Here is a 17,482-nt window from a genome sequence, read left to right as displayed (position 1 = left end):
ACGGAATAAGAAAACGTGTCGAACTGGCCTTTACTGTCTCTCCTGATCTGGCTGCCGATTATCGGTGGCGCCCTGATCCTCGCATTGCGCAACGCCGAGACCGCCCGCTGGGCGTCTCTTGCGGTGGCCGTGGCGACCTTCGTGCTGAGTCTGCCGCTGCTCGGGTATGACACGGCGAACGATGCCATGCAGTTCATCGAGCAACATGCCTGGATCCCGGCCTACAACATCGGCTACAACCTGGGCGTGGACGGCATTGCGGTCGCGTTGATCGTGTTGACCACGCTGGTGACCGTGCTTGCGTTGATCGGCGCCTGGCGCTCGATCGACAAGCGCGTCAACCAGTACGTCGCGGCCTTCCTGATCCTGGAAGGCGTCACGGTCGGCATCTTTGCGGCCACTGACGCGATGCTGTTCTACGTGTTCTTCGAAGCCATGCTGATCCCGATGTTCCTGATCATCGGTGTCTGGGGCGGCCCGCGTCGCATCTACGCGGCCATGAAGTTCTTCCTGTACACCTTCCTCGGCTCGGTGCTGATGCTGGTGGGCCTGATCTACCTGTACCTGAAGGGTGGCAGCTTCCAGCTGGCCGACCTGTACGCGCTGCAGCTGACCGCCAAGGAGCAGACCTGGATCTTCTTCGCGTTCATGATCGCTTTCGCGGTCAAGGTGCCGATGTTTCCGGTGCACACCTGGCTGCCGGATGCGCACGTTGAGGCGCCGACCGCTGGCTCGGTGATCCTGGCGGCGATCGCGCTGAAGATCGGCGGCTACGGCTTCCTGCGCTTCAACCTGCCGATCCTGCCTGACGCCAGCAACCAATGGGCCTGGCTGGTGATCGCGCTGTCGCTGATCGCGGTGATTTACGTCGGTCTGGTGGCGCTGGTGCAGGACGACATGAAGAAGCTGGTGGCGTATTCGTCCATCGCGCACATGGGCTTCGTCACCCTCGGTACCTTCATCGCGTTCACCCTGGTGCGCGAGTACGGCAGCACCGATGCGGCCCGTCTTGGCCTGCAGGGCGCGATGGTGCAGATGATTTCGCACGGCTTCGTGTCCGGCGCGATGTTCTCCTGCATCGGCGTGCTGTACGACCGCATGCATACCCGCCGCATTGCCGATTACGGCGGCGTGGTGAATGTCATGCCGTGGTTTGCCACCTTTGCCATGTTGTTCTTCATGGCGAACGCCGGCCTGCCGGGCACGAGCGGTTTCGTTGGCGAATTCATGGTCATCCTGGCCAGCTTCCAGAAGCATCCGTTGGTGGCTTTTGCTGCGGCAACCACGCTGGTGATCACTGCGGCCTACACGCTGTGGCTCTACAAGCGCGTGTTCTTCGGCGAAGTGGCCAATGCGCATGTGGCGGAGCTGAAGGACATCAACGGTCGCGAGGCCTTCGTGTTGGGCGTGTTTGCTGCCGGTGTACTGGCGCTTGGCCTGTATCCGAAGCCGCTGACCGACCTGATGGAACCGTCGATCGCCAAGCTGGCGACCCAGATTGCAACGACCAAGCTCTAACCGCTTGCCGTCCGTATTGATTTTCAGGATTTGATGATGACCACGCCAACGCTCGCGCCGTTGACCACCGCTGACCTGGCTCCGCTCGCACCGGAGCTGGTGCTGATCGGCGGTGCCTTCGCACTGTTGATGATCGATCTGTTCGTGAGCCAGCGGCACAAGGTCTGGACCCACCTGTTCTCTGTCGCAGTCCTGGCCGTGGTGCTGGTGATGCTGGCAACCGGCACGGGCGGGCAGGGCGAAGCCTTCCACGGCATGTTCGTGCGCGACACCGCCGCCGATGTCATGAAGACGGTGATCGTGCTGGTCAGTGGCCTGAGCCTGGTTTACGGCTGGAGCTACCTGCGCGAGCGCAATCTGTACCAGGGCGAGATTCCGGTGCTGGTGCTGTTTGCGACTGCCGGCATGATGTTGCTCACGTCCGCCGGCAGCCTGCTGATGGTCTACCTGGGCCTGGAGTTGCTGGCGCTGTGCTCGTATGCGCTGGTGGCGTCCAACCGGGACAACGGCCTGGCGACCGAAGCGGCGATGAAGTACTTCGTGCTGGGTTCGCTGGCCTCCGGTCTGCTGCTGTACGGCATGTCGCTGGTGTATGGCGCCACGGGGACGCTGAGCCTGGCCGGCATCCACGACGCAATCGAAGGCTCGGGCGAGCGCACGCTGTTGCTGACCGGCACGATCTTCATGATCGCCGGCGTGGCTTTCAAACTGGGTGCTGCGCCCTTCCACATGTGGCTGCCCGACGTCTATCAGGGTGCGCCCGCGCCGATCGCGCTGTTCATCAGCTCTGCGCCCAAGCTGGCCGCCTTCGGCATGGCGTATCGCCTGCTCGAAATGGGCATGGGCCCGCTGTCGCCGCAGTGGCATCTGCTGATCGGTGGCCTGTCTGCGCTGTCGCTGGTGATCGGTAACCTGATGGCCATCGCGCAGAGCAACCTCAAGCGCATGCTGGCCTATTCAACTGTCTCGCATATCGGCTTCCTGCTGATGGGCGTGGCCGGTGGCGGCGAAGAGGGCTATGCCGCAGCGATGTTCTACGCGGTGAGCTACACCATCATGTCCACGGCGTCGTTCGGCGCGATCATTGCGCTGTCGCGCAACGGCTTCGAAGCTGAGCACATCGACGACTTCAAGGGCCTGAACGCACGCAACCCGTGGATGGCTGGCCTGGTGCTCTGCATCATGGCGTCGTTGGCCGGTATTCCGCCGTTCCTCGGTTTCTGGACCAAGCTGGCCGTGCTCGGCGCGGCGGTGAAGGGCGACATGTTGTGGCTCGCGATGGTCGGCGTGCTGTGCGCGGTGATCGGTGCGTATTACTACCTGCGCGTCATCAAGGTCATGTACTTCGACGAACCAGTCGGCGAGCCGCTGCCGGCCAACAAGGATCGCGTGCTGGGGACGGTGCTGGGTGTCAATGCGCTCGCGTTGCTCGCACTGGGCCTGGCCTGGAACCCGATCATGGTGTGGTGCCAGCGCGCGTTTGCGGGCCTCGCCTAATCGCATAGCTAGTGCCCGCTGTGTGCGGGCACGTGTCCTGACTAACCTGGCAGGGCACTGAAATAAAGTCGTGATCGCTGTTTCGTTTTTGTGTCATCGCGGTTATCATGTGCCGCGACGTTGAGAGCCTCCAAGGTCTTCAACAGATGAAAAACTAGGGCTTGCAATTTTCTCCCAAGTTCTTCATAATTCCGCTTCTGCTGCGGGGTGGAGCAGTCTGGCAGCTCGTCGGGCTCATAACCCGAAGGTCGCAGGTTCAAATCCTGCCCCCGCTACCAAGTTTTGATGGATTGCCCTCGGGCAACCCATCAGCTTCTTGGATCGTAAGGACGCATGTTCCCGTCCTTATGCCGACCCTGAGAGGTCGGGCTTTTTTCACGCAAGGGGCCCATCGGGCCCCTTGTTTTTTCCGGAACCGGAAAGTTTGCTGCCGGTTGCCGGGGGTTCTACTGGCAATCATCTGATCAGGGCAGTCTGTGAGCGAAAAAGCGACCGAAATCGCCAACCTGCTGGGTCCAACGGTTGAGTCCTTGGGTCTGGAACTGCTGGGTGTCGAATATCTTCCGGCCCCGGGTGGCGCAACGTTGCGCCTGTATATCGATGTGCCGCTCGCCGAGCAGCCCGATCGCATCATCAACGTCGATGACTGCGAGCGCGTGAGCCGCGAAGTGTCTGCCCAGTTGGACGTCGAAGATCCGATCAGCGGCAACTACACGCTGGAAGTCTCCTCGCCAGGTGTGGATCGTCCCTTGTTCACGCTGGATCAGTTCGCCCGCCATGTCGGCGAGTCCGCCAAGATCGTGTTGAAGCTGGCGCAGGATGGTCGGCGCCGCTTTCAGGGCCCGATCGTGCGCATCGATGCCGAGGCTGCTGCGGTCGTGTTCTCGGTCGATGGCAAGGACGTGCAGATCGGCTTCGACAATATCGACAAGGCGCGCATCCTGCCGGACTGGGTCGCACTGGGCCTGGCACCGCAGAAACCGAATAAGCCCGGCCCGAAAAAACCCGGGCACGACAAGAAGAAACCATCCAACGAGCCGGCGGCTGGCAAGCCGCGCGCGGAGTGACTAAATGAGCAAGGAACTTTTGCTGGTAGTGGATGCGGTCGCCAACGAAAAAGGCGTGCCGCGTGAGGTGATCTTCGACGCGATCGAGGCCGCTTTGGCTTCCGCGGCGAAGAAGCGCTATCCCGACCAGGACGTGCTGACGCGCGTGACCATCGACCACAAGGATGGCAATTACGAAACCTTCCGCCGTTGGGAAGTGGTGGCCGACGACGTGGTGATGGAATCGCCCGACCGCCAGGTGCGCCTGATGGATGCCATCGAGGAAGCCGACGGCGTCGATGTGGGTGACTACGTCGAAGAGCAGATCGAAAACCCGGACTTCGGCCGTATCGCCGCGCAGGCCGCCAAGCAGGTCATCGTGCAGCGTGTGCGCGAAGCCGAGCGGCAGCAGGTGGTCGATGCGTGGAAGGATCGCGTGGGTGAGTTGATCACCGGCGTGGTCAAGCGTGCCGAGCGCGGCAATATCTTTGTGGACCTGGGCGGTAATGCCGAAGCCTTCATTCCGAAGGACAAGGGCATTCCGCGCGATGTGCTGCGCCCGGGCGACCGTGTGCGCGGTTATCTGGCCGAAGTGCGCTCCGAGCCGCGTGGCCCGCAGCTGTTCATCAGCCGCGCCGCACCGGAATTCATGATCGAGCTGTTCAAGCTGGAAGTGCCGGAAGTGGGCCAGGGCCTGGTCGAGATCAAGGCCTGCGCACGTGACCCGGGTGACCGCGCCAAGATCGCGGTGATTGCGCACGATACCCGCACCGATCCGATCGGTGCCTGCATCGGCATGCGCGGTTCGCGCGTGCAGGCGGTGTCCAACGAGCTCAATGGCGAGCGCGTGGATATCGTGTTGTGGAACGAGAACCCGGCCAACTTCGTGATCAACGCGATGGCGCCTGCCGAAGTGCAGTCGATCATCGTCGATGAAGACAAGCATTCGATGGACCTGGCCGTGGCGGAAGACCGCCTGGCACAGGCGATCGGCAAGGGCGGCCAGAACGTGCGTCTGGCCAGCCGCCTGACCGGTTGGCAGCTCAACGTGATGACCGCCGATCAGGTGGCCGCCAAGTCCGAGGCTGAACAGGCATCGGCGCGCCAGCTGTTCATGGATCGCCTGGAAGTGGACGAGGAAATCTCCGCGATCCTGGTGTCCGAAGGCTTCAACACGGTCGAAGAAATCGCCTACGTGCCGGTTGGCGAGCTGCTGGCGGTGGAGGGTTTCGACGAAGACATCGTCGAGGAACTGCGCGCCCGTGCCCGCGACGCGCTGCTCAATGCCGCGCTGGCCGAGGAAGAGGGACTGGAAGGGACTCAGCCCACCGAGGACCTGCTGGCGTTGGAGGGGATGGACGAGGAAACGGCCTTTGCTCTGGCCGAGCACGGCGTGCGCACCAGCGAGGACTTGTCCGACCTGGCAGCGGACGAGATCGTCGACTTCGGCATCGAGGGCATGACCCAGGAGCGCGCCGCGGCGCTGATCCTGGCGGCCCGCGCCGAGGAGATCGCCCGTTTGGAGCGCGGCGAATGAGCCGGCAATGAACCGCGCCCTGACCCCATCAGGGCTTAGAATCAGCGTTTCCCTTGCTCTGGGCGAGGGGGCGCCAACCAGATCATAGGATCCGAATGTCGCAGCAAACCACCATCCGCAAGCTTGCCGAACTGGTCAATACGCCGGTCGATAAACTGCTGGTTCAACTGGCCGAGGCCGGAATGAAGTTCAGCGGTCCCGACCAGGTCGTGACCAGCACCGAGAAGATGAAACTGCTTGGCTTTCTGCGTCGCACGCATGGCAAAGCCGACACGCCCGCCGAAGCGGCGAGCGAAGCAGCCAAGAAGATCACGCTCAATCGGCGCAAGCTGCAGGAAGTCACGGTCAACGCCGGCCGCACCAAGACCACGGTCAACGTGGAAGTGCGGCAGAAGCGTACGTACGTGAAGTCCGAGAACGAAGGCAGCGGCCGTGCCGCGCCAATGACGCCGGACGAAGAGCGCGCCGACATCCTGGCCAAGCTCGCCGCCTCGCGTCAGCGCAACCTGGACGAGCAGCAGCGTCTGGCCGAAAGCGATCGTGCGCGCGATGAAGCCATTCAGCGCAAGCGCGACGAAGAGCAGGCCGCAAAAGACCGTGTAGAAGCCGAGCGCAAGGCTGCCGAGGAAGCCGCTGCGGCTGCCAGTGCGCCGGCCCCGGTTGCTGCTGCCCCGACGCCCTCGGCGGCGCCTGCCGCGCGTGCACCGTCTTCGCCGTCGTCGGCACCGCGTCCGGCCCGTCCGGCTGGCGCCTCGCCCGCCTCGCGTCCGGCGACGCCGGCACGTCCGGACGATCGCAACAATGCCGCCAAGCACAAGACGCGCGGTTCGCACGTCATGGTGGCTGGCGTCGAAGACGACGATGCGACCAAGCGCTTTGCCGGTCAGCTGCATCTGTCTGCGGCCGATCGTGCGCGCCGTTCCAATGTGCGTGGCAAGCCGACCGGCCGTCCGGGTTCGTCGTCGTCGCGTCGCAACGATGGTGGTCGCGGTAGCAATCAGAGCAACAGTGGCCCGCACGGGTTCGAGCGTCCGACCGCACCGGTGGTGCGTGAAGTGGCGATCGGCGAGACCATCACCGTGGCCGATCTGGCGCAGAAGCTCGCGCTCAAGGGCGGCGACGTGGTCAAGGCGCTGTTCAAGATGGGCGTCATGGCGACCATCACCCAGAGCATCGATCACGACACCGCGGCGCTGGTGACCGAAGAACTCGGCCACAAGGCCGTGCGTGCGGACAATGCCGACTTCGAAGATGCGCTGCTGGCGCATGCCGAAGACGCCCAGGGCGAAACCACCTCGCGTCCGCCGGTGGTCACCATCATGGGTCACGTCGATCACGGCAAGACCTCGCTGCTGGATTACATCCGTCGGACCAAGATCGCCTCTGGCGAAGCCGGCGGCATCACCCAGCACATCGGTGCGTACCACGTCGAAACCGGCCGTGGCGTCATCAGCTTCCTGGATACGCCCGGCCATGCCGCGTTTACCTCGATGCGTGCGCGCGGCGCCAAGATCACCGACATCGTGGTGCTGGTCGTTGCAGCCGATGACGGCGTGATGCCGCAGACCAAGGAAGCGGTGGCGCATGCCAAGGCGGCAGGCGTTCCGTTGATCGTGGCAGTCAACAAGATCGACAAGGCCGGCGCGGATCCGCTGCGGGTCAAGAACGAGTTGCTGGCTGAAAACGTGGTGGCCGAAGACTTCGGTGGCGATACCCAATTCATCGAAGTGTCGGCCAAGGTCGGTACCGGTGTGGACACGCTGCTGGATGCAATTTCGCTGCAGGCAGAAGTGCTGGAACTCAAGGCAGTGGCCGATGGCCGCGCCAGCGGTACCGTGATTGAATCGTCGCTGGACAAGGGCCGCGGCCCGGTCGCGACGGTGCTGGTGCAGCAGGGTGCGCTGAAGCGTGGCGACTACCTGGTGTGCGGCATTCAATACGGCCGCGTGCGTGCGCTGTTCGACGAAACCGGCCACCAGCCGGCCTCGGCGGGCCCGTCGATTCCGGTGCAGGTGCTCGGCTTGTCCGGCGTGCCGGAAGCCGGCGACGACTTCGTGGTCGTCGACGACGAGCGTCTGGCCAAGGACGTGGCGCAGCAGCGCGAAACCAAGCGCCGCGAATCGCGTCTGGTCGCCTCGGCCACCAACCGCATGGAAGACATCCTGGCCCAGATGGGCAAGGGCGAAGGCCAGCAGGTGTTGAACCTGGTGATCAAGGCCGACGTGCAGGGTTCGGTGGAAGCGCTCAAGCAGTCGCTGGTGGCGTTGTCCAATGACGACATCCGCATCAACGTGATCCACTCCGGCGTGGGCGGCATCACCGAGTCGGATGCGAATTCGGCAGCGGCCTCCAAGGCCACGATCATCGGCTTCAACGTGCGTGCGGATGCATCGGCACGCAAGATCGTCGAGTCCAACGGTATCGATCTGCGGTACTTCTCGATCATCTATGACGTGATCGACCAGGTGAAGCAGGTGGCGTCCGGTCTGCTCGGCGTGGAAATCCGCGAAGAGATCATCGGTATCGCGCAGGTCCGCGACGTGTTCCGCAGCTCGAAGTTCGGTGCGGTTGCAGGCTGCATGATCATCGAAGGTGTGGTGAAGCGCAGCAAGCCGATCCGCGTGCTCCGCGACAGCGTCGTGGTGTTCGAGGGCGAGCTGGAATCGCTGCGTCGCTTCAAGGAAAACGTCGACGAAGTGCGCAACGGTACCGAGTGCGGTATTGGCGTGAAGGCCTACAACGACGTCAAGGCGGGCGACCAGATCGAGTGCTTCGAGCGCATCGAAGTGGCGCGTACGCTGTAACACCATCGCCGGGGCCGCGCGGCCCCGACGCTGCATGACGCGGGCGGCCTGGCCGCCCACGTCTTTTTTTGGCTCCGGTGCCGTTCGGCCCGATGCATCAACCAGGTCCATGACCATGCCAACCAAATCATTCCACCGTACCGACCGCGTTTCGGCGCAGGTACGCCGCGACCTCGGCACCATCGTGCACGCCGCGGTGCGCGATCACGGCCTGCCGTCGGTCAGCGTGTCCGATGTCGAAATCAGCCGCGATCTGGCGCACGCCAAGGTGTTCGTCACCGCGCTGCAGCAAGAGCGTTCCGCCGAGGCGGTGAAGGGGCTCAAGGAAATCGCCGGGCAGTTGCGCACGCAGCTGGCACGCGCGATGAAGCTGCGCCACGTGCCCGAGTTGCACTTCCACTACGACGATTCGGTGGACCGCGGCGAGCGCATCGATAACCTGTTGCGCGACCTGGACGATATCGGCCCCGAGGCCGCGCCCGATGCGCAGGATGCCGAGCCGCGCTGAGCGCCGGCAGCACACGGCCGCCGCTCCGTGCGGCCTTGACCATGCGGGCCGCATCGCGCCCGAGCGAGCGTTGATCCGTGAGACCCCGCATCACCTTCCGTCCGCTGCACGGCATTTTGCTGCTCGACAAGCCGGCCGGACTCAGTTCGAACAACGCCCTGCAGGCCGCCCGCCGGTTGCTGCGTGCCGAGAAGGGCGGCCACACCGGCAGCCTGGATCCGCTGGCCACCGGCCTGCTGCCGCTGTGCTTTGGCGAGGCCACCAAGATTGCCGGCCTGTTGCTGGGTTCGGCCAAGGCCTACGACGCCGACATCGTGCTGGGCGTCACCACCGATACCGACGATGCCGATGGGCAGCCGCTGCGTGAGCGCCCGGTGCCTGCGCTCAGCGAGGCTGCGTTGCAGATGGCGCTGGCGCCGTTCATCGGCCGCATCCAGCAGCAGGCGCCGATCTATTCGGCGCTCAAGCAGGGCGGCGAGCCGCTGTACGCCAAGGCGCGCCGTGGCGAGGTCATCGAGGCGCCGGTGCGCGAGGTCGAGGTGCATGCCATCACGTTGACCAGCTATGCGTCGCCGCGGTTGCGGCTGCGCGTGACCTGCGGCTCCGGCACCTATATCCGTAGCCTGGCACGCGACCTTGGCGAGCTGCTGGGCTGTGGCGCGCACATCGCCGCGCTGCGCCGCGTGTGGGTGGAGCCGTTCCGCACGCCAGAGATGATCACGCTGGAAGCGCTCACCGTGCTGGTCGAATCCGGCGCCGATGCGGCGCAATTGCTGCTGCCGGTGGCCGCTGGGCTAAGCGATTTTGCGCAGATCACGCTCGACGCCACCTTGGTGGCGCGCTTTCGCATGGGGCAGCGGTTGCGCGATCCGGCATTCCCGGAAGGGCCGGTTGCGGTGTTCGATGCGGACGGCAGCCCCGCCGGGCTGGGCCTTGTCGACGCGGACGGACGCCTGTCGCCGCAGCGCCTATTCAACGGTCTGAACGCCGCTGCAGCTTGTTAAGGTTTAGTCAACTTGTTCCCGGGGCCGCGCGACGTTACAATTTTGCGGCCCCGATCGGGGCACCCTCAGCGCCAAGCGCGCACATTCCTAGCAAACGGCGAGTCCGACGGTGCGTCATGCACGTTCCTGTCGACCACGCATCTATCGAGAACACATCATGTCTGTCGACACCCAGAAAGTTATTGAAGACAACAAGCGCAGCGCCCAGGACACCGGTTCGCCGGAAGTGCAGGTCGCTCTGCTGACCGCGCGCATCGAGCTGCTGACCGGTCACTTCAAGACCCACAAGAAGGATCACCACAGCCGTCGCGGTCTGCTGCAGATGGTCAACCGTCGCCGCAGCCTGCTCGACTACCTGAAGAAGAAGGACGGCGAGCGCTACAAGTCGCTGATCGAGAAGCTCGGCCTGCGCCGCTAATCGAGTCCTACCGCCGCGGCGCAGCGATGCGCCGCGGTTTCGTTTTGGTCGTTCGCAATTTGTAATCCGTAAAGCGTCACATGCGTCATGGGCCGGAGCCTCCCGGCCGCCCGTTCTCGGCATGGGTCGACGACGGTCCAACGAAGACAGTTACACCTAAGGAAAAAACCTCCGTGGCAAAAATCACCAAAACCTTCCAGTACGGCAAGCACACCGTCACCCTGGAGACGGGCGAAGTCGCTCGCCAGGCGAGCGGTGCCGTCATCGTCAAGATGGACGACACCGTACTGCTGGTCACCGCCGTCGCCGCCAAGACCGCGCGCGAAGGGCAGGACTTCTTCCCCCTGACGGTTGACTATCAGGAGAAGTTCTATGCCGGCGGCCGCATCCCGGGCGGCTTCTTCAAGCGCGAAGGACGTGCGACCGAGAAGGAAACGTTGATCTCGCGCCTGATCGATCGTCCGATCCGTCCGCTGTTCCCGGAGGACTACAAGAACGAAGTGCAGATCATCGCTACGGTGATGTCGATGAACCCGGACATCGACGGCGATATCGCCGCGCTGATCGGTGCGTCGGCTGCGCTGTCGTTGGCCGGTACCCCCTTCAACGGCCCGATCGGCGCCGCCAAGGTGGGCTACAAGAACGGCGAATACATTCTCAACCCGACCATCACCGAGCTGAAGGATTCGCAGCTTGAGCTGGTTGTGGCCGGTACGGCGAACGCCGTGCTGATGGTGGAGTCGGAAGCGGCGCTGCTGTCGGAAGAAGTGATGCTGGGCGCGGTTACCTTCGGTCATCGCGAGATGCAGAAGGTCATCAACATCATCAACGAACTGACCGTCGAAGCCGGCACCAAGCCCAGCACCTGGGTGGCCCCGGCCAAGAACACCGCGCTGATCAGCGCGTTGAAGGAAGCGGTTGGTACCCAGCTGGCGGGTGCCTTCCAGGTGCGCGACAAGCTGCAGCGTCGCGACGCCATTTCGGCGATCAAGAAGGACGTGCTCGAGTCGCTGGCAGGCCGCGTGGCGTCCGAGGGCTGGAGCTCGGCCGAGCTGTCGAAGGAATTCGGCGAACTGGAATACCACACCATGCGTGACTCGGTGCTGGAGACCAAGGTGCGTATCGACGGCCGTGCACTGGACACCGTGCGCCCGATCTCGGTGCAGGCCGGCGTGCTGCCGCGGACCCATGGCTCGGCGCTGTTCACCCGCGGCGAGACGCAGGCGATCGTGGTCACCACGCTGGGCACCGCGCGCGATGGCCAGGTGATCGACGCGGTCGCTGGCGAGTACAAGGAAAACTTCCTGTTCCATTACAACTTCCCTCCGTATTCGGTGGGCGAGTGCGGCCGTTTTGGCGCGCCGAAGCGTCGCGAGATCGGCCACGGCCGTCTGGCCAAGCGCGGCGTGCTGGCCGTGATGCCGAGCCTGGAAGAATTCCCGTACACCATTCGCGTTGTCTCGGAAATCACCGAGTCCAACGGTTCCTCGTCGATGGCTTCGGTGTGCGGCTCCTCGCTCGCACTGATGGACGCCGGCGTGCCGGTCAAGGCACCGGTGGCGGGTATCGCCATGGGCCTGGTGAAGGAAGACGACCGCTTCGTGGTGCTGTCCGACATCCTGGGTGACGAAGATCACCTGGGCGACATGGACTTCAAGGTGGCCGGTACTGCTGAAGGCGTGTCCGCGCTGCAGATGGACATCAAGATCGAAGGCATCACCGAAGAGATCATGAAGCAGGCGCTGCAGCAGGCCAAGGCTGGCCGTCTGCACATCCTGGGCGAGATGTCCAAGGCGCTGACCACCCCGCGTCAGGAGCTGAGCGACTACGCGCCGCGCCTGCTGACCATCAAGATCCACCCGGACAAGATCCGCGAAGTGATCGGCAAGGGTGGCTCGACCATCCAGGCGATCACCAAGGAAACCGGGACGCAGATCGATATCCAGGACGACGGCACGATCATCATTGCTTCGGTCAACGCCATCGCCGCGCAAGCTGCGAAGTCGCGCATCGAGCAGATCACCTCGGACGTGGAGCCGGGCCGCATCTACGAAGGCAAGGTCGCCAAGATCATGGACTTCGGTGCGTTCGTGACCATCCTGCCGGGCAAGGACGGCCTGGTGCACGTGTCGCAGATTTCCAGCGAGCGCGTGGAGAAGGTCGGCGACAAGTTGAAGGAAGGCGATCTGGTCCGCGTCAAGGTGCTGGAAGTGGACAAGCAGGGCCGCATCCGTCTGTCGATCAAGGCAGTGGAAGAAGGCGAGGGCGTGCCTGCATCGGCTGAGTAATCGCCTCTGCATGTGCGTTAGAAAAAGCGGGCTTCGGCCCGCTTTTTTGTTGGGCGAAGTACGGTGCAGTGCAGCTTTTTGTTTGGGGTGTTGTTGTGCACGCATAAGGAGTGCGTACATGTGCGCACCCGGCAAAGCCCAGTGCATATCGCTTTGGTTGGATCTGCTCGAATGGACGAAATCGTTTCTCCGAAACCTGGCTGACTAATGCCGTGGCTTCTCCCGCCGGGAGACGTGTCCAATGGAACGGATTGCGGTAGGTGGAAGGCAGCAGGATCGCTGCGCTTCTCGCTTCAACTCGATCACTCACTGGTGGCAGAGGATTGCGCCTCGCATCAGTTCGATCAGCGAGTGAGCGGCTCTATCCGCGAGAAGCTGCTTCTGACTCTCGTCGGGAGAAGGTGCTTCGCACGCGCGTGAGGGCGCACTGGAATTACGTGGGCATGGCGCCGTGCCCAGCCAGCAGCTGGGAGGGCACCAGCTGCTGGGAGGCCAAGTGCAGCACCGCTGACGCTTGGCGGGCAGCGCTTCATGTACGGTGCTCTGCTCGTACCCTCATGCTTGATGGCGAGGCGGGACTCAACTCTTTAGTTCGATGCCGAATCGGATCCAGAACCGGATCTGTATCGTTAACGCGAAAAGCCCAAGTGCCGCCTGTCTATCTCAGAAAGCACGGCACAACGCAGATCCTTCGGCCTTACCTCACTCCGTCTGCGGCTGTGCAGGAGCAGGCTGCCCTTCCGGACGCGGCGGCACCACGCGCGGGAAGCCTGGCTGCATTGGCTGCGTTGCCGGTGGCGCGGTAGGCGCGGGTAATGGTTCGGTCGGCGGCGGTGCGGTCACTGCTGCGTCGGGGCGCAGCTTCAACAGCGCGGCCCAGTCGCGGCGGTTGAAGTCGCACAACTCCTCGTGTGCCGGTGTGCACTCGCGCGCCGCGCCCAGGCTGTCCTCGTTTTCGCTCTCGCCCTGGCTGGCGTCGGTCTGCGGCGTGGGCAGTACCACGCGGCCGGCGCGATCCAGCGGCATCTTGCGCATCATCACGGTGTTGAAGACGTTGCCGCCGATCAGGTAGAGCGTGCGATCGCCCCCGACATTGGCCGCCACCACCACGTCGCAATGCGACTTCCATGGCATCGGTGCGCTGCCGCCCAGTGCGGCCCGCAGGCCGGCATAGCCGAGCGAGACATCGCGCCCGCGCAACAGGCACAGCATGTCGCCAGGTGCGGGTTTTTCCACGGCCGGGTCGGTGAACTGGTATGGGCCGGTGGCCCCGTCGTGATAGGCGCTGCGGATGTAGTCCAGGTGACGCGCGGAGCGGCGGAAGCCACTGACGCCGGCTTGCGTCATCACCCACGAAATGAAGGCGGCCGACCAAGGGTTGTCGACCAGGAATGCGCGGCAATCACTGGCGGTGTAGCGGCTTCCGTCGAGGGCGGCACAGCTGGACGCGCCCGCGCTGCCCCCCATCGAGGCGAGCGTGCCGCTATCGCGCCAGTAGCCGGCGACACGTTGCCAGGCGATCATGCCGTCGTCGGCGAGCGAGGCGGACTCCGCCTCGGTCACGCCCAGGCTGGCGAGCTTGCCTTTGCTGTCGATAAAAGGGCGCTGCCACAGCCGGTGCTCGTTGCAGGCGCTGCGCACGATGGCGATGGCGGCCGGGCTGGTGCCGAAGCGCGGAGGGATATCACACACTTCCGCTGCGGCGGCAGTGCCGCCCCAGCCTGCCAGCAGCAGGCAGATCCATGGCCAAGGTTTTGCAGTCATTACCGATTCCGCAGAGAACACTGCGCGCAGGCTGACAGAGCTGCCTGCGGACAGGCGTGAAATCAGTAAGGCGCCGGCCCCAGCTTGAGCGACAGATCCACCGCCTGCACATGCTTGGTCAGGCCGCCAATGGAAATGCAATCCACGCCGTCCTGCGCAATGGCCCGAATGCCGGCCAGATCCACACTGCCGGAGACTTCCAGCGGGATGCGTTGCGGTGGCGGCAAGGCGGCCACGATCTGCACGGCGGCGCGCCGCATTGCCGGGTCGAAATCATCGATGAGGATGCGTGTGCACCCAACAAGCAGTGCCTCGTGCAGCTGCTCCAGCGTTTCCACCTCCACCACCAGCGGCAACTGTGGTTGCTGCGCGCGTGCGGCGTGCACGGCGGCGCTCAGCGAGCCCGCCGCGCGGATGTGATTTTCTTTCAGCATCACGGTGTCGAACAGGCCGATGCGGTGGTTGTCGCCGCCGCCGCAGCGCACCGCGTATTTCTGTGCGGCGCGCAGGCCGGGCAGGGTCTTGCGGGTGTCCAGGATGCGCGTACCGGTGCCGGCCACCGCTGCGACGTAGGCCGCGGTGGTGGTGGCCGTGCCAGAAAGTGTCTGCAGGAAGTTGAGCGAGGTGCGTTCGGCGCTGACCAGGCTGCGGCTGCGGCCGTGCAGGGTGGCCAGTACGGTGCCGGCGCCGACGCGATCGCCTTCCTGGATGCGCCATGCGATCTGCACCTGCGGATCCAGCGCGCGGTGCGTGGCGTCGAACCACGGCCGCCCGGCGATCACCGCGTCCTGCTTGCACAGCAGATAGGCCGTGTCCGGCGCGTCGGGCAGCAGTGCGGCGGTGACATCGCCGCTGCCGATGTCTTCGGCCAGCGCGCGCGCCACGTCTGCCTGCACCAGCGCATCGGCTGGCGCGACAGGTGCGGTGGTGGTCATGGCCGAACTCACTTCTCGGGGAAGTCGGCGATCTGGCTCGGGTTGATGGCTTCTTCGGCCAGCAGCACCGGGATGCCATCGTCGACGCGGAAGATCTGTTTGCGGTCGCGGGTGATCAGGGCCTCGCGCAGCGGTTGGTCCTGCACGGCGCCGTCGACGCGTTGCAAGGTGCCGGCGGCGATGGCGCGGTTGAGTGCTTCCAGGCCCTTGCCATCGAGCAGCGAAAGCGGCTGGCGGGTGTCGGGGGAGCACAGCAGGTCGAGCAGTTTGCGATCCATCGAAGTCTTGTCTTGCGTGGAAGATGGCTAGAATACGTCTTTACCGCAGGGCAGGGCCATGACCTCCAACCACTCCGCGCCGCTGGTCGGCATCGTGATGGGTTCCCGTTCGGACTGGGACACCATGCAACACGCAGCTCAGAAGCTCGATGCGCTGGGCGTGCCGTACGAGGTCAAGGTGGTCTCGGCACACCGCACGCCGGATGTGCTGTTCACCTACGCCGAACAGGCAGGCGAGCGCGGCCTGCGCGCGATCATCGCCGGCGCCGGCGGTGCGGCGCATCTGCCCGGCATGCTGGCGGCCAAGACCGCAGTGCCGGTGCTGGGCGTGCCGGTGCAGTCCAAGGCGCTCAACGGCATGGATTCGCTGCTGTCGATCGTGCAGATGCCAGCCGGTATTCCGGTGGCCACCTTCGCGATCGGCACTGCGGGCGCTGCCAATGCGGCCCTGTTTGCAGCGGCGATGCTGGCGCCGGAGCAGCCGCAGATCGGTCAGGCATTGGCGCAGTTCCGCGCCAAGCAAACCGACGATGTGATGGCTAGCGACGACCCGCGCCAATGACCACGGTCGGCATTCTGGGCGGCGGCCAATTGGCGCGCATGCTGGTGTTGGCCGGTGCGCCGCTGGGGCTGCGGTTTGCCGTGTTCGATCCGGCAGCCGACGCCTGCGCAGGGCAGGTGGCGCCGTTGCAGGTGGGCGCATTCGACGACGCAGCCGCACTGGCTGCCTTCGCCGCGCAGGTGGACGTGCTCACCTTCGATTTCGAGAACGTACCGGCCGCCAGCGCGCAGCAGTTGGCGACGCAGGTGCCGGTGTTCCCCAACCCGGCCGCACTGGCGATTGCGCAAGACCGGCTCAGCGAAAAAACCTTATTCCGCGAACTGGGTATTCCAGTACCCGAATTTGCCGCCATCGATGACCGTGCCGGCCTGGATGCCGCATTGGCGCGCATCGGGGCGCCGTGCGTGCTCAAGACGCGACGCTTCGGCTACGACGGCAAGGGGCAGTTCCGGATCAAGACGCTCGCCGACGCCGATGCTGCCTGGGATGCCTTGGGTGCGCAGGCGGCAACGGTTGGCCTGATCGTGGAAGCCTTCGTGCCGTTCGAGCGCGAAGTCAGCGTGGTCGCTGTGCGTGGCCGCGATGGCGAGTTTCGTGCCTGGCCATTGACCGAAAACTGGCATGTGGATGGCGTGCTCTCGGCCAGCCTGGCGCCTGCCAGCGTGGACGCCGGGTTGCAGGAAGCGGCTGAAGCGCATGCGCGCGCCCTTGCCGAACGCCTGGACTATGTCGGCGTGTTTGCATTGGAGCTGTTCGTGCGCGAAGGCACCCTGCTGGCCAACGAAATGGCCCCGCGCGTGCACAACTCCGGGCACTGGACGATCGAAGGCGCCGAGACTTCGCAGTTCGAAAACCACGTGCGGGCCGTGCTGGGCTTGCCGCTCGGCAGCACTGCCATGCGTGGCCATGCCTGCATGCTGAACTGGCTGTGCGCCATGCCCGATGCAGCGGCCTTCCTGGCGGTGCATGGCGGGCATTGGCACGATTACGGCAAGCAGGCGCGTGATGGGCGCAAGGTGGGGCATGCCACGGTGCGCGCGGATACGCCGGCGCTATTGGCGCAACTGCTGGGGGACGTTGGTCAGGCCCTGCAGCGCGATGCGCAGATGGCGCCGGTTGTGGCGCGGTTGGCGCCTTAGCGTGCGCGTGGCGCTGCAGGCTGTGCAGCGCCGCTAAGTTTGATTGGGGTTTTAACTGCATGCTGCGTCCTTGAAGAGTGAATGCAACTTCAAGGGCGCGCTGCGTGTTGCGTCAGCGCTAACGCGGTGGCATCGCCTGGCGCGTTGGTGCCCCAGGGCTGGTTGCGCGAGCAGCACGCGGCGC

The 17,482-nt window shown here is 64.5% G+C and carries 14 protein-coding genes and 1 tRNA gene; 12 read left to right on the top strand and 3 right to left on the bottom strand.

The window, feature by feature from the left end; all coding sequences use genetic code 11:
- The first annotated feature begins 15 nt into the window (after window positions 1–15).
- The 10 genes from QRM60_RS07415 (at window position 16) to pnp (ending at window position 12,620) form a co-directional block, all read left to right on the top strand.
- Window positions 16–1,518: an NADH-quinone oxidoreductase subunit M gene (locus QRM60_RS07415; protein ID WP_011037648.1), complete on the top strand. Its 1,503-nt coding sequence runs from the start codon at window positions 16–18 to the stop codon at window positions 1,516–1,518.
- Window positions 1,519–1,554: 36 nt separating this feature from the next.
- Window positions 1,555–3,015: an NADH-quinone oxidoreductase subunit NuoN gene (nuoN, locus tag QRM60_RS07410; RefSeq protein WP_285445876.1), complete on the top strand. Its 1,461-nt coding sequence runs from the start codon at window positions 1,555–1,557 to the stop codon at window positions 3,013–3,015.
- A 201-nt stretch (window positions 3,016–3,216) separates the two neighbouring features.
- Window positions 3,217–3,293, top strand: a tRNA-Met gene (locus tag QRM60_RS07405).
- A gap of 198 nt (window positions 3,294–3,491) precedes the next feature.
- Window positions 3,492–4,082, top strand: coding sequence for a ribosome maturation factor RimP (rimP, locus tag QRM60_RS07400; RefSeq protein ID WP_014508208.1), 591 nt, complete (start codon window positions 3,492–3,494; stop codon window positions 4,080–4,082).
- A 4-nt stretch (window positions 4,083–4,086) separates the two neighbouring features.
- Window positions 4,087–5,598 carry a transcription termination factor NusA gene (nusA, locus tag QRM60_RS07395; protein ID WP_011037645.1) on the top strand — a complete coding sequence of 504 codons (1,512 nt, stop codon included), beginning with the start codon at window positions 4,087–4,089 and terminating at the stop codon, window positions 5,596–5,598.
- A 95-nt stretch (window positions 5,599–5,693) separates the two neighbouring features.
- Window positions 5,694–8,402, top strand: a complete 2,709-nt coding sequence (infB, locus tag QRM60_RS07390) for a translation initiation factor IF-2 (RefSeq protein ID WP_285445875.1) — start codon at window positions 5,694–5,696, stop codon at window positions 8,400–8,402.
- 115 nt (window positions 8,403–8,517) lie between these two features.
- Window positions 8,518–8,910: a 30S ribosome-binding factor RbfA gene (gene rbfA / locus QRM60_RS07385; RefSeq protein WP_029216910.1), complete on the top strand. Its 393-nt coding sequence runs from the start codon at window positions 8,518–8,520 to the stop codon at window positions 8,908–8,910.
- Window positions 8,911–8,987: 77 nt separating this feature from the next.
- Window positions 8,988–9,914, top strand: coding sequence for a tRNA pseudouridine(55) synthase TruB (truB, locus tag QRM60_RS07380; protein WP_115556334.1), 927 nt, complete (start codon window positions 8,988–8,990; stop codon window positions 9,912–9,914).
- A gap of 157 nt (window positions 9,915–10,071) precedes the next feature.
- A complete protein-coding gene (gene rpsO, locus QRM60_RS07375; protein ID WP_011037641.1) occupies window positions 10,072–10,332 on the top strand; it encodes a 30S ribosomal protein S15 in 261 nt (86 codons plus the stop codon).
- 173 nt (window positions 10,333–10,505) lie between these two features.
- Window positions 10,506–12,620: a polyribonucleotide nucleotidyltransferase gene (pnp, locus tag QRM60_RS07370; RefSeq protein WP_011037640.1), complete on the top strand. Its 2,115-nt coding sequence runs from the start codon at window positions 10,506–10,508 to the stop codon at window positions 12,618–12,620.
- A 702-nt stretch (window positions 12,621–13,322) separates the two neighbouring features.
- On the opposite strand, the gene QRM60_RS07365 is transcribed toward pnp, so the two are convergent.
- The 3 genes from QRM60_RS07365 to QRM60_RS07355 all read right to left on the bottom strand — a co-directional run bounded on the left by QRM60_RS07365 (window position 13,323) and on the right by QRM60_RS07355 (window position 15,597).
- Window positions 13,323–14,384: a DUF2272 domain-containing protein gene (locus QRM60_RS07365; protein ID WP_161962730.1), complete on the bottom strand. Its 1,062-nt coding sequence runs from the start codon at window positions 14,382–14,384 to the stop codon at window positions 13,323–13,325.
- 62 nt (window positions 14,385–14,446) lie between these two features.
- Window positions 14,447–15,319 (bottom strand): carboxylating nicotinate-nucleotide diphosphorylase, encoded by an 873-nt coding sequence (nadC, locus tag QRM60_RS07360; protein ID WP_115556332.1) that lies wholly within the window; start codon window positions 15,317–15,319, stop codon window positions 14,447–14,449.
- A gap of 8 nt (window positions 15,320–15,327) precedes the next feature.
- Window positions 15,328–15,597 (bottom strand): Trm112 family protein, encoded by a 270-nt coding sequence (locus tag QRM60_RS07355; RefSeq protein ID WP_011037637.1) that lies wholly within the window; start codon window positions 15,595–15,597, stop codon window positions 15,328–15,330.
- 58 nt (window positions 15,598–15,655) lie between these two features.
- On the opposite strand from QRM60_RS07355, the gene purE reads away from it, so the two are divergent.
- Both purE and QRM60_RS07345 read left to right on the top strand, forming a co-directional pair.
- Window positions 15,656–16,159, top strand: a complete 504-nt coding sequence (gene purE, locus QRM60_RS07350; protein WP_115556331.1) for a 5-(carboxyamino)imidazole ribonucleotide mutase — start codon at window positions 15,656–15,658, stop codon at window positions 16,157–16,159.
- Window positions 16,156–17,298, top strand: a complete 1,143-nt coding sequence (locus QRM60_RS07345) for a 5-(carboxyamino)imidazole ribonucleotide synthase (RefSeq protein ID WP_115556330.1) — start codon at window positions 16,156–16,158, stop codon at window positions 17,296–17,298. The genes purE and QRM60_RS07345 overlap by 4 nt, the downstream gene beginning before the upstream one ends.
- Window positions 17,299–17,482: the final 184 nt, after the last annotated feature.

The organism is Xanthomonas sp. fls2-241-TYG-148, from assembly GCF_030208815.1.
Lineage (GTDB): Bacteria > Pseudomonadota > Gammaproteobacteria > Xanthomonadales > Xanthomonadaceae > Xanthomonas > Xanthomonas campestris.
Note: the sequence above shows the minus strand (reverse complement) of the source record. Positions and strands in the feature narration are given on the sequence as shown.